The sequence below is a fragment of the Synechococcus sp. PCC 7336 genome (assembly GCF_000332275.1).
GTDB lineage: Bacteria > Cyanobacteriota > Cyanobacteriia > Thermostichales > PCC-7336 > PCC-7336.
In genome coordinates this window covers 4,871,975-4,886,128 of sequence record NZ_CM001776.1, presented here as the reverse complement: position 1 = coordinate 4,886,128, position 14,154 = coordinate 4,871,975, and the positions used below count along the sequence as shown (strand labels likewise).

The window sequence follows — 14,154 nt, the reverse complement described above, 5'->3', positions numbered from 1 at the left end:
CGCCATGACAGCCCCCGTTCCCAACAATCTCAGTCAGCGCATTGCCGCCCTCTCGCCCGAGCAGCGAGCCCTATTCGAGCAGCGCTTGCAGCAGCAGGGGCTGAAGTTGGAGATCTCTCCTGCCCAGCAAACGATTCCACGCCGCCCCCCCTCTGCGGGACCGCTGCCAGTTTCGTTCGCTCAGCAGCGCCTCTGGTTTCTCAACCAATTGGAAACGGATAGCCCCTTCTACAACATTCCGATGGGCTTGCGGATGAAAGGCCCGCTAAAGGTCGAAGCGCTGAGACGCAGTTTTGCCGAGATTGTCCGCCGGCAGGACATTTTGCGCACCACATTTATCAGCGATCGCGGTCAGCCGCTGCAGGTAATTCGCGAGACGATGCCGCTTGCAGTCCCGCTCGTCGATCTGCAAGCTTTGCCCGAGGGCGATCGCCAAGCGGAGGCCGAACGGCTCACAGCCACAGAAATTCGCCTCCCTTACGATTTAGAGCGCGGTCCCTTGCTGCGGGCGACGATTCTGCGAGCGGACATCGAGGATCACACATTGCTGCTGTCTATCCATCACACCGTTGCCGATGGCTGGTCGCGCGGGGTCTTGCTGCGGGAGTTGGCGGATCTCTATGCCGCGTTTGTGGCGGGCAAACCTTCCCCCTTGCCAGAGCTCGCGATTCAGTATGCCGATTTTGCCCTCTGGCAGCGAGATTGGCTCGAACAGGAGCAACAGGCCGCCCAACTCAAGTTTTGGCAAACCCAACTGGAGGGATTGACCGAACTCGCCTTACCGAAAGATCGGCAGCGTCTAGGTCAGCAAACCTATTGCGGGGCCAAGCTACTGCGGGTGTTGTCGCCCGAGCTGCTGGACTCGGTCAAACAATTGAGTCAGAAAGAAGGCACGACATTATTTATGACGCTGCTGTCGGTGTTTGAGGTGCTGTTGCATCGCTACACGGCGCAGACAGATATTGCAGTGGGATCTCCCACTGCCAATCGCAACTGGAAGGAAGTCGAGCCGCTGATTGGCTTTTTCGTCAATGCCCTCGTATTGAGGACCGACCTATCGGGAGATCCGACGTTTCGGGATGTGTTGCACGCCGTACAGACGGTCACTCTAGATGCGTTTTCCCATCGCGATATCCCGTTCGAACAGCTAGTCGAGCAGCTCCAGCCCGATCGCAGCCTCAGCTACAATCCCCTCTTCCAGGTGGCCTTCCAGTTCCAAGACGCCACCTACGAAGCACAAAACTCGCTGCTCCCTTCCCTGAATTTTCCCCACCTCAGCCTGGAGCGCTTGGAGATCGATCAAGGCACGTCCATTTTCGATCTGACCGTCAACATGGGCGAGATTGCTGAAGGTTTGGGGGTGCTGATCGAGTACAGCACCGACTTGTTCGATCGCTGGCGGATCGAGCAGATGCTGGAGCATTTCCAGGTGTTGCTGCAGGGGGCGATCGCGGCACCCGACACCCGCATTTCCCGGCTCCCGCTCGTGACTGAGGCGGACTATCAACAGGTGGCGATCGCTTGGAACGAGACGGCCTGCCCCATTCCCACCCCTCAATGTCTCCACGAGCTAGTGGCCGACCGCGCCCGCACTCAACCGGCTGCACTGGCGATCGCCGACGGCAGCCAGCAGCTCACTTACCGAGAACTCGACGAACGCGCCAACCAACTCGCCCACTTTCTACAACAGCGGGGGGTCGGTCCCGACATTCCGGTAGGAGTTTGTCTCAATCGCTCTGTAAACATGGCGATCGCCCTGCTGGGGGTGCTGAAAGCGGGGGGGGCTTATCTGCCGCTCGATCCGGCCTATCCCGCACAGCGGCTCGCCTACATGCTTGAAGATGCGCGCGTCGGTCTGGTTCTGACCCAAATGCCGCTGTTGCAGCAATTCGATCGACCCGGTCTGGAGCGGATTGACCTCGATCGCGACGGGGCCGAGATATTTCACTATCCCGTTGAGGCCCCCTCAACCCCTGTCACGAGCCAAAATCTGGCCTATGTCATTTATACTTCGGGCTCGACTGGCTACCCCAAAGGGGTGGCGGTTTCCCATGGCAGCCTCTCGAATTTAGTGCATTGGCACCTGCGCGTTTATGATGTCACTCCGCAAGATCGCGCTTCGCAAATTGCCAGTCTTGCCTTTGACGCCTCCGTTTGGGAAATTTGGCCCTACTTGGCGGCGGGAGCCAGCTTGCACTTGCCTGCTGACGATATCCGTCTATCCCCGCTCCAATTGGTGAAGTGGCTCGATCGGGAGCGCATTACGCTGGCCTTTCTGCCCACTCCATTGGCTGAGGCAGCTTTAGTTGAGGCTTGGCCGCAGACGATGCAGTTGCGGGCTCTGCTGACGGGGGGCGATAAGCTAACCCGCCGTCCCTGCGAGGAGATGTCTTGTCTGCTGACCAACCACTACGGTCCCACCGAAAACACTGTGGTGACCACTTGGACCCGCATTGCCCCCAGTGCAAATGCAATGGTGCCCCCCTCCATCGGTCGGCCCATCGATAATGTCCGAGTTTACGTACTCGATGCCTGGATGCAGCCCGTGCCGATTGGCGTGCCGGGGGAATTGTTCGTGGGGGGCGCTAGCTTGGCGAGGGGATATCTCCATCAACCGGCTAAAACTGCCGAGCGCTTTATCCCCGATCCGTTTAGTGACGTTCCGGGTCAACGACTGTATCGCAGTGGCGATCGCGTCCGTGCGCGCCCCGATGGCAAGCTCGAATTCCTCGGGCGGGTGGATGCTCAGGTGAAATTACGGGGCTTTCGGATCGAGCCGGGTGAAATTGAAGCGATGCTCGATCGCCACCCTGCTGTCGGCGAAGCGATCGTTCTAGCGAAAGTGCGGCAGACTGGCGATGCCCGCTTGGTGGCTTACATCAAACCCAGCGATGGCTCTGCATGGCCCTCACCCCCAGCCCCTCTCCCCGGGGAGAGGGGGGCAAGAGGGTCAGTTGAAGCCTCAATTTCGGTTCCCCTTTCCCCAGAATTACGGCTGACGCCACGCTTCGCGAGGGGGGAAGGGGTTAGGGGATGGGGGCCAGACACCTGTACTGACGTGGAGCAAGTGAGTTCCTGGCAGCAGCTATACGACGAAACCTACGCCCAGAAGACTGACGGACAGGTAGGCACGTTTAATATTGCGGGTTGGAACAGCAGCTATACAGGATTGCCGCTGCCTGCAGAGGCGATGCGGGAATGGGTGGACAACACGGTCGATCGCATTCTTGCTCTGAAGCCACAGCGAGTTTTGGAGCTGGGCTGCGGTACCGGTTTGCTGCTGTTCCAAATTGCCCCCCAATGCGAGCAATATTGGGCGACAGATTTTTCTGAAGTGGCTCTTAACTCTATCCGCACTCAACTGGGGCAGCCCGATCGCCATCTGCCGCAAGTCACTCTAGAGCAACGGCAAGCCAATCACTTCGAAGGCATCCCCGCAGCCAGCTTCGATACGGCGATCCTCAATTCCGTCATCCAGTATTTCCCGAGTGCCGATTACTTGCTGGAGACGATCGCCGGCGCTTTACACGCACTTGCTCCGGGGGGCTCGATTTTCATCGGGGATGTGCGCAACCTGGCTCTGCTCAACTCCTTCCACACGGCGATCGCCTTGCACCGGGCTGAGGCTGACTTGGCGATCGCGCAGCTACAAACCCGCATTCGCGACGACATGATGCGGGAAAACGAACTGCTCGTGCAGCCTACGTTCTTTCGCGCCCTCCAGCAAACATTCCCCCAAATTACCCAGATTCGCGTCCAGCCCAAACTGGGCCAGCATGCGAACGAACTGACTCAGTACCGCTACGACGTTGTCCTGCAGGTGGGAACGGCACCGGCAGGGGATGGTTCTGCCGATCGCCTCACTTGGCAGGACTGGCGCTCGGCCTCGCTGGATTTAGCCACTCTCGGCCAAACACTGGAGCGATCGCAGCCAGAAATCGTTACTCTGAGCAATATTCCCAACAGCCGCACCAGCGCGATTCAGTGGGCGATCGAGGCGTTGGCAGGAGAAGAACCCCCTGCCACTGCGGGGGAACTGCGATCGCGCCTGCAGCAACTCCCCGTCACGGGCATCGATCCGCAGCAGTTGTGGGATGTGGGCGCGAATCTGGGTTACACCGTCGAATTCAGTTGGCTCGGCGATCGCCCCGACGGCAGTTTTGACGCGATTTTGCGACATCGTCAGGCCCGCAGCCAGCATCGCTTCTCGCTCGAATTCCCGGTTGCTGAAGGGGCAGAGCTGTCCTTGCAGCCATTGACCAACAATCCGTTGCAAGCCAGACATTCTGCCGAGCTGGTGCCGCAATTACGGGGCTATTTGCAGGAGCGCTTGCCGGACTACATGGTGCCGACAGCGTTTGTGGTCATGGAGGAGATGCCCCTCAGCCCCAATGGCAAAGTCGATCGCCGCGCCCTGACCGATCCCGATAGCCTCAGGGGGCCAGCGGGGGCGGAGTTCGTCGCTCCGAGGACGCCTTCGGAGGTGGCGATCGCTGCGATTTGGAGCCAACTGCTGGGGGTCGAGAGAATTGGCTGCGAAGATAATTTCTTCGATCTGGGCGGCCATTCTCTTCTGGTGACGCAAGTCATGTCCCGCTTGCAGCAGGATCTGCAAGTGGAGTTGCCCCTGCGATCGCTGTTTGAAGCCACTACGGTGGCGGAGTTGGCCGCGATCGTGGATCGAGCTAAAGGTCGCCCGCCGCAAACAACGCTCCCCGCCATCGCCCCAACCCCTCGACCCCCTGCGATTCCCCTTTCGTTTGCTCAGCAGCGGCTCTGGTTTGTCAGCCAGCTATTGCCGGATAGCCCTGCCTACAACATGCCCGCCTTTGTCACCCTCAAAGGCTCGCTAGATCTGACAGCACTGCGGCGCAGTTTGAACGAAATTGTCCGCCGCCACGAAACCCTAAGAACGAATATTCGCGCAGAGAACGGCACGCCATCGCAGGCGATCGCCTGCGAGCTGACCGTTGAGGTCCCGATTGTCGATTTACAAGCTGTCGCGGCTGAGGAACGCGGCGATCGGGCCGAGCAATGGCTGCTTGCAGAAGCCAAACAACCCTTCAACATCGCCACCGATCCGCTCCTGCGGGTGACGTTAGTGAAATTGGCGGCGCAGGACCACATTCTGGCGGCCACCATGCACCACATTGTCTCGGATGGGTGGTCGGCAGGTGTTTTGGTGCGGGAGCTGGTCGCCCTCTATCGCGCCTATGCCGCCGGACAGCCCTCGCCTTTGCCGGAGCTCCCAATTCAGTACGCAGACTTTGCCATTTGGCAGCGGCAGTGGCTGCAGGGCACTGTGCTGGAGGAGCTGCTGTCCTACTGGAAAGCGCAACTGGCGGATATGCCGGACATCCTGGAGCTTCCCACCGATCGCCCCCGTCCGCCCCTCCAAACGTTTAACGGGGCTAAAGCAGCGATTGCGCTCGAAGCCGAGTTGACGCGATCGCTGCTAGGGCTGGCTCGCCAGACCGATGCCACTCTGTTCATGGCATTGCTGGCAGGCTTTCAACTGACGATTTATGCCTACGCTCGGCAGGAGAAATTCCTCTTGGGATCTCCCATTGCCAACCGCAATCGCCCGGAAATCGAAGGGCTAGTCGGTTTTTTTGTCAATACTTTAGTGCTACCCGCCGATCTCTCGGGAGACCCCACTTTCGAGCAGTTGCTGGAACGAGTACGGGGTTGCTGTTTGGGGGCATATATCCATCAGGATTTACCGTTTGAAAAGCTGGTGGAGACGCTGCCCTTCCAGCGGGATTTAAGTCGCGCCCCCCTCGTGCAGGTGGCCTTTGCTCTGCAGAACGCTCCATCCGCTCCTTTAGAATTACCAGGTTTGACAGTCAGTCTCGCTAATCTGGAGACAGCCACCGCCAAGGTGGACTTGACAGTTCTGTTAAACGACCGCGATGCAGGGGCAGGCGACGACAGTGGCCTTGCTGGCGTGGTGGAATACAACACCGATCTGTTCGATGCCCCGACGGTGGACCGCATTGTCGAGCTCTATCAAACGCTGCTCGAACTGGCGGTTCGACAGAGCGATCGCCCGATTTCTCAACTTCTGGATGCATTCGATCTGTCGCAGTTCCGCCCCGCCCCGAGCGAGCTGGAAGTGGCAACTGCACGAGAGCAGATCGCGGCGAGCGATGCTCGATCGCAGTTCGAACAACTGTTAGGCCAGACCAACCTGACAGCCAACCAGCTACTGGTTTGGTTGGGCCAACAATTGCATCCCCACAGCCCTCTCTACAACAACGCGCTGGCTTTTGAGATCGCTGGCAAAGTCTCCCCGGCTCACCTGCAAGCAGCATTGCAAACTCTACTGCGCTCTCGCGATGCTTTGCGCCTGACGATCTCCGCCGCCGCCGCCCTCCCCCAGCAACAGATTTTAGAGACCTCACCTTGCGAACTAGAGCTGTTGGACTTTACGAGCAATGACGACCCCGACTCGATCGCCGCTTGGATCGAGCAGCGCACCCGTCAGCCGCTCGACCTCAGTCACAGCCCGATCGACTGTGCTTTGCTGAAGCGATCGGAAACGGACTTTATTCTTTACGTCAACGTTCATCAGATTGCCGCCGACGGGGTTTCTCTGTCGATGTTCTTGGAACAGTTGTCGGAGCTTTACGAGCTGGCTTTGCAAGCGCAACTGCCCGCAGCGATCGCCTCCCCCCAATTCGAGCATTATCGGCAAAAAGAACAGATTTATCGTCAATCGGCTCGCTACGAAAAGGCCAAACAATACTGGACGCAAACTCTCGCAACGGCCACCGACACAGCATCCTACTTCGGTCGGTCCGCCTACAAAACCGGTGTCCGCAGCGTTCGAACCACCCGCCTGCTCGATCGCCAGCAAACAGCAGCGTTAAAGTCACTCGCAGCCGCAGCCCTATCCTCCAACCAAACCGAGGACGCCGCATTATTGCATTTGTTCTTGGCAATTTATGCAGCTTACCTCTATCGCATCGGCGACAGCGATCGCGTCACCATTGGCATTCCCCTGCACAACCGCCGCTCGCGATCGCTCAAGCGTGCCATCGGTCCCTTTATGCAGGTGGTACCGCTGCAGGTGGAGATCGACCCGAGCGAATCCATTATTGACCTGGCCCAACGCATTGCAGGGCTTGTTTTCGAGGCAATGCGCCACGGCCAATTCCCCCTACGCAACCCAGCGCAGCAGCCGGTTTACGACGCCATTTTGAACTTCCATACCGAGCGTTTTCTGAAGCTGGGACCGCTGCCGTTGCAGCCCAACTGGATTCATGCTGGCAGCGGCACCGACAGCATCGCAGTGCAGATTCGCGATTTCACCAACTCCGGCGAATTCGCAGTTGATTTTGACCTACACGCAGACCTGTTCGATCGAGCTCTGGGAGAAGTGGCAATTCGTCAATTTTTCCAGGTTGTCGAGGCTGTTCTGCGCGATCGCGATCGCGCCATCGCCCAACTGGATCTGCTTTTGCCTGAAGAGCGCCAGCGCTTGCTAGTCGAGTTCAACCCCGCTACTCAGCCTTCCCCTGCCAGTGCTTCGGCGATCGCGCTGTTCGAGGCTCGCGTTGCCGAAACACCTTTGGCGATCGCGGCGCTCGCGGGCCAGCAATCCCTCACCTATGCCCAACTCAATGCCAAAGCCAACCAGTTAGCGCGGCACTTGAGAGGGCGGGGAGTGGGAGCGGAGGTCCGAGTGGGTATTTGCTGTCAGCGCTCCCTAGATTTGCTGGTGGGGCTGCTCGGCATTCTCAAAGCGGGCGGGGCTTACGTCCCCCTCGATCCCACCTATCCCGATCGCCGTCTCAACGACATTGCTGAGGATGCTGCTTTGGGGCTAATTCTCACCCAAACGCAACTCTCGCAGCGATTTGCAAAGCGAGAGACCCAACTCCTGGGTTTGGATTCTGCTTGGGAGACGATCGCTGGCGAACGGGACAATAATCTCGATCTCCCCCTTCACCCCGACAGTCTGGCCTACATCATTTACACCTCGGGGTCGAGCGGTCGTCCCAAGGGGGTGGGCATTCCGCATCGCGCGCTGGCGAGCTTCACCGAAACCGCGATCGACCGCTATGAATTTTGTGCCAGCGATCGCATCTTGCAATTTGCTTCTGTCAGTTTCGACGCGGCGGTGGAGGAGATCTTTCCCTGCTTGGCAGTGGGGGCAACGCTGTGCTTGCGATCGGACGAGATGCTGGTCAGTCCAACGGCATTCTTGCAAGCTTGCCTGGATTGGCAGCTCACGGTGTTGGACTTACCCACCGCCTACTGGCAGCAGATGGTGCAGTCTTTAGCGGACAGTAATCTAATGCTGCCGCCCTCCCTGCGTTTGGCCATCATCGGTGGCGAACGAGCCACATTGGCCGGTTTCACCCATTGGCAAGCCCTCTGCGATCGCCAGCCTTCGCCAGCTCGCCCTTGCTCGATCAATACTTACGGGCCAACGGAAGCCACGGTGGTTGCCACCGCCTACACCTATTCCGCAGACACTGCTGCCGCTTCCGATCTGAAAACTGCTCCTGAAACCGAGGTGGGGATTCCGATTGGCTCGCCTTTGGAAAACGCTAGGGTATACCTGCTCGATCGCCACCGCCAGCCCGTGCCGGTCGGCGTTCCCGGCGAGCTCTATATAGGCGGCTGCGGTCTGGCACGAGGCTATCTCAACCGACCGGATCTGACTGCAGCTGCCTTTGTGCCCAACCCATTTGGCTCAATTCCTGGAGAGCGGCTCTACCGCACTGGCGATATCGGTCGCTACCGCGCCGATGGGGAGATCGAGTATCTGGGACGGCGCGATCGCCAGGTCAAATGGCGGGGCTTCCGCCTGGAATTGGAAGAGATCGAAACGGCTTTGGCTTCGCTGCCAGAGGTGAAAGATGCCGCCGTCCTCCTGCGACAGGATCGGCCGCAGCCGCCGCGCCTAGTGGCTTACTACACTGCTGCCCGCCAAACTGCGCCCAAACCCAGCCACTTGCGCAGCCTCCTAGAGGCCAAGCTGCCGCAGTATATGCTGCCCAGTCATTTCCTGGCGATGGAGGCCATGCCCCTCACCCCCAGCGGCAAGCTCGATCGCCGCTCCCTGCCGGCACCCGGCAGCGATCGCTCGCAACTGGAAACCGCCTACGTCCAGCCGACAACAGCATTGGAGCGAACCATTGCCGACATCTGGCAGCAGGTGCTCGGAGTCGAGCGCGTCGGCTTGCACGACAATTTCTTCGACCTCGGCGGTCATTCTCTCCTGTTGGTGCAAGTACACAGCCAATTACAGCAGCGGCTCGGAGAAAGCAGTGCCCTCGAAGGCAATGGCGAGCTCGTGCTGGTGGATTTATTCCAATACCCGACGGTGCAGCGTTTGGCCGAGCGGATCGCTCGGGGACATCGCTCGGAGGATTTGGCCGCTCGGGCTGACGATCGCGCCCGCAAACAGAAACAAGCACTTTCCCAGAGACGACGCCAGCAAGCTAGGAGGCAGACCCATGCATAACTCGACAGCGATCGCCCCAGACGGTATTGCAATCGTCGGCATGGCTGGACGGTTTCCGGGCGCGCCCACCCTGGAGCAGTTCTGGCAGAATCTGCGCGATGGCGCGGAATGCGTCACGTTCTTTAGCGATCGCGAACTGCTCGATGCTGGCCTGGGTCCCGACTTGCTCGCCAACCCCAACTACGTCAAAGCTCGCGCCATTCTAGATAACATCGATGGCTTCGATGCTAACTTTTTCGACTTTACCCCCCGAGAAGCCGCGATCGCCGATCCGCAGCACCGCCTGTTCCTCGAATGTGCCTGGGAGGCCCTGGAGCGGGCGGGCTGCGACCCCAATACCTTTCCCGGTCGGATTGGCCTGTTCGCCGGGGTCAGCACCAGTAGCTATGCCCTGAACAACCTCTATCTCAATCCGAACTTCATTCAATCGGCTGGCAGCATTCAAGATGGCGTTCGACTGGCCGGACTGGGCAGCGAGAAGGACTTTCTCACCACGCGGGTGTCCTACAAGCTCAATTTGAGGGGGCCGAGCGTTGATGTCCAGACCGCCTGTTCCACCTCGCTGGTGGCGATTCACTTGGCTTGTCAGAGTTTGCTGTCATACCAGAGCGACGTGGTGTTGGCCGGAGGCGCTTCCATTCAAGTGCCGCACAAAGCTGGCTATCTCCACCAAGATGGCGGCGTGCTTTCCCCTGACGGCCATTGCCGCGTCTTTGACGCTCGCGCTCGCGGCACTGTGCCCGGTAGCGGTGTCGGTGTGGTGGTGCTGAAACGACTGGAAGAGGCCCTGAAGGAGGGCAATCGCGTTCTGGCGGTAATTCGAGCCTCGGCGATGAACAATGATGGCGCAGTCAAAGTGGGCTTTACGGCTCCCAGTGTTGACGGACAAGCTGAGGCGATTGCCGAAGCCCTCTCGCTCGCAGAGGTGTCTCCCGAAACCATTGGTTACGTGGAAACCCACGGTACGGGGACCGCTTTAGGAGATCCCATTGAAGTCGCTGCTCTGACGCAGGCATTTCGGACGGGAACCCCTCGCACTGGCTGCTGCGCTCTTGGTTCGGTGAAAGCGAGCATCGGCCATCTCGATGCGGCTGCAGGTGTCGCCGGACTCATCAAAGCAGTTCTCGCCCTGCAACACCAACAGATTCCCGCCAGCCTGAATTTCGAGCAGCCCAATCCCCAGATTAACTTTGCCAATAGCCCCTTCTTTGTGGCCGATCGCCTGTCCGCTTGGTCGCGTCAAGACTCGCCCCGACGAGCGGGAGTCAGTTCTTTTGGCATTGGCGGCACCAACGTCCATGCCGTGCTGGAAGAAGCCCCCGAACGCGAACCGTCCGGTCCCTCTCGCCCTTGGCAGTTGCTACTGCTGTCTGCCCAAACCTCCACTGCCCTCCACAAGGCCAGCCAAAACCTCAGCCAACATCTGGCAGAGAATCCTTCCCTGCCTCTGGCCGATGTAGCCTACACCCTCCAGGTGGGACGACGGGATTGGAACCATCGCCGCGTGCTGCTGTGCCAAACCTCAGCAGAGGCGATCGCCTCGTTCGAGCAACCGACACCTCAACGGGATTGGGAGGATGTCTGCGAGCGGGACACCCCCTCAATTGCCTTCCTGTTTCCGGGCCAAGGTAGCCAGTATGTCAATATGGGCCGCCAACTGTACGAGCAGGAAGTTGGATTTCAGGAACCGTTCGATCGCTGTTGCGATCTCCTCGAACCCTTATTAGGCTTCGATCTGACCACCCTGCTCTTCTCGGCCCGCGAGGCGGAAGTGGCCGATGCAGAAAAATTGCAGCAAACGGCGATCGTCCAACCGGCCTTGTTTGCAATTGAATACGCTCTGGCCCAGCTATGGATGAGCTGGGGTATTCAGCCTCAAGCGCTGTTGGGTCACAGCATTGGGGAATATGTCGCTGCCTGTCTGGCCGGGGTCTGGAGTCTGGAAGATGCACTCCAACTGGTGGCAGCGCGAGGTCGATTGATGCAGCAGCAGCCCGCCGGAACGATGTTGGCAATTCCCCTGCCGGAAGATAAAGTCCTGTCAATTTTGCCGGAAGCACTCGAACTGGCTGCCATCAATGCCCCCAATGCCTGTGTGGTGGCAGGGGCCGCGCAGGCGATCGAGGCGTTCGCACAGTCTTTACAGCAGCAAGGAATTGCAGCCCGCCGCCTCCACACATCTCACGCCTTTCACACTACTGCCGTGGCGGAGGCTGTACCCGCCTTGGTGGAATTAGTCTCTGCTATTAAACTCCATCCCCCTAGCATTCCCTTTCTCTCCAATCTCACGGGCACCTGGATTCTGCCTGAAGAGGCTACGAACCCAACTTATTGGGGGCAGCAGCTCCGCCAAACTGTAAGGTTTGCGGATGGAGTGGCCCAATTGCTGGCAGAAGGCGATCGCGTCTTGCTGGAGGTGGGACCCGGTCGGACATTGAGCACCCTTGCCAGACAGCAGGCCAAAGCACAAACGCGGCTGCTCGCGTCTATGCGCCATCCCGCCAGCGAGGGAAGCGACGATCTAGAATGCCTGCTGGCAGCACTGGCCCAGTTGTGGCTGGCAGGGGCCAGTGTGGATTGGCCCGCCTTTTATGCCCGCGAGCACCGCCACTGCGTGCTGCTTCCCACTTATCCTTTCGAGCGACAGCGCCATTGGATTGATGTCGGCGATCGCATTACCGCCCAGACAGCATCAGATGTCGTGCAAACGGATGTCGCGAGTGCTTCTACTCCTACGCCAGCCAGTTTGAAACGCGCCGATATCGCCGAGTGGTTTTACTTACCTGTCTGGAAACGCTCGATACCGCCGTTAGAGCCTGCCTCTACATCCGAGTCAGATTGCTGGCTGATATTTGTGGATGGAATCGGTTTTGCTCGCCAACTACAGCAGCGAATTGCCGCAACGGGCAGCCCTGTTATGACAGTCAGTGTGGGGCAAGCCTTTGCGATCGCAAACGACGAGACCGACGCTCTCTCGTTTGTCGTCAACCCCAGCCAAAAAGCCGACTACGAGGCTCTCGTTGCCGCCCTCAAAGAACGACAGCTGACTCCCAATAAAGTCCTCCATGCCTGGGGAGTGACAGCCATTGAAGCGGTGACTTCGGAGCTGGAAGCCTTTACTCAAGAGCAAGAAAACGGATTTATCGGCCTCAGCTTATTGTTACAAGTTCTCGTTCCAGCCGCTGGCGATCGCTCCCTAGAGGTCTCGGTCGTCGCCAACGGCAGCCAAAAAGTCTCGGGGGACGAGTCTTTAATGCCGGCGAAAGCAACTGCGATCGGCCTCTGTCGCGTGATGGGCCAAGAGTACGCGCAGGTGAAAGCCCGCCACGTCGATATTGTTTGCCCTCCCCGCGACAGTCGGCAGATGGACAACCTCGTCAACGCACTATTGGCGGAGCTAGCGATATCTCCTGCCGAACCCGCGATCGCCTATCGAGGGAGCCACCGCTGGGTTCCCACCTTCGAGCCAGTGCGGATAGAACCCGTCGAGTCGCCGCGATTGCGCCAAGGGGGAACTTACCTGCTAATTGGCGGCCTGGGCAAAGTCGGCCTGCACCTAGCCGAGCATTTGGCCCAGACAGTACAGGCCAATTTGGTCTTTGTCGGACGCTCCGCCTTTCCGCCTCAAGCAGAATGGTCGCAATGGCTGCAGGAACGCGACGAGGACGACCCCACCAGCAGTAAAATTCGCCAACTGCAGGCATGTCAGCAGATGGGGGCTGCCGTTCTGGTGGTGCCTGCCGATGTGACCGATCGCGAGCAAATGGCTGCGGCGATCGCCGCAGCAAACGAGCAATTGGGTCCCATCCACGGTGCCATTCACGCTGCCCAATCCTCCCAAAAGTTCAGCATTCAAGCGCTGGAGGCCGAATCTGCCCTGGCGGCACTTGCCCCCAAAGCGATGGGAGCCCTCCTGCTCGACAGCCTCTTACCGAAAGACGATCTGGACTTCCTGCTGCTGTTTTCGTCCCACGCCTCCTATCTGGGCGGCTGGGAACTGGCCAACTATACGGCTGCCAATGCGGTCCTCAATACTCTGGCGAGCGATCGCAGCACTGGGGGCAAGTGCCTCGTGCAAGCGGTCAATTGGGATATCTGGAATCTGGAGGGAACGCAGGTGGAGGCTTTGGCCTCAGCAGGCTCGGTGTTAGAGCGCTTGCAAGCAGGGATGACGGCGACGGAAGGGCTCGATGCGTTCGATCGCGTTCTGGCGGCGGGACTACCCCAGACAATCGTTTCGACCCAAGATTTTCCTCGCTTAGTCGAGCGGACTGCGGCGGCGATCGCCGCCCAGCAGGCAAAGTCACAGGGGGTAACGCAATTGCGACCGAGCTCTCTCGGTCCCTACGTTGCGCCCCGCAACGATGTCGAAATAACGCTGGTGGAGTTGTGGGAGCAAGCCTTGGGTGTCGCTCCGATCGGCATTCACGATGGCTTCTTCGAGTTGGGCGGCGATTCCCTCATCGCCACGATGCTGGTATCGCAGGTGTGCAAGACTTTCCAACTGGATCTGTCTTACCAGAGCTTCTTTAATGCCCCCACGGTGGCTGCATCGGCAGAGACGATCCTGGCGGCGATCGCCCAGCAAGCCGATGAGGCAAGCCTCGCGGCTGCCCTGACCGAGATTGAAAGACTGACAGATGAGGAGGTGGAAGCTTTGTTGGCCCAGCCTTAAA

2 protein-coding genes are annotated in these 14,154 nt (G+C 59.2%); both read left to right on the top strand.

Annotated features, from left to right (window positions below):
* Positions 1–4: 4 nt before the first annotated feature.
* Positions 5–9,478, top strand: coding sequence for a non-ribosomal peptide synthetase (locus tag SYN7336_RS28455; protein WP_017328300.1), 9,474 nt, complete (start codon positions 5–7; stop codon positions 9,476–9,478).
* Positions 9,471–14,153: a type I polyketide synthase gene (locus SYN7336_RS22990; protein WP_017328299.1), complete on the top strand. Its 4,683-nt coding sequence runs from the start codon at positions 9,471–9,473 to the stop codon at positions 14,151–14,153. Before SYN7336_RS28455 ends, SYN7336_RS22990 begins: the two co-directional genes overlap by 8 nt.
* Position 14,154: the final 1 nt, after the last annotated feature.

Bases quoted from the DNA above. Each gene is read 5' to 3' on its own strand.
- SYN7336_RS28455 (WP_017328300.1), top strand. From the start codon at position 5: ATGACAGCCCCCGTTCCCAACAATCTCAGTCAGCGCATTGCCGCCCTC.
- SYN7336_RS22990 (WP_017328299.1), top strand. From the start codon at position 9,471: ATGCATAACTCGACAGCGATCGCCCCAGACGGTATTGCAATCGTCGGC.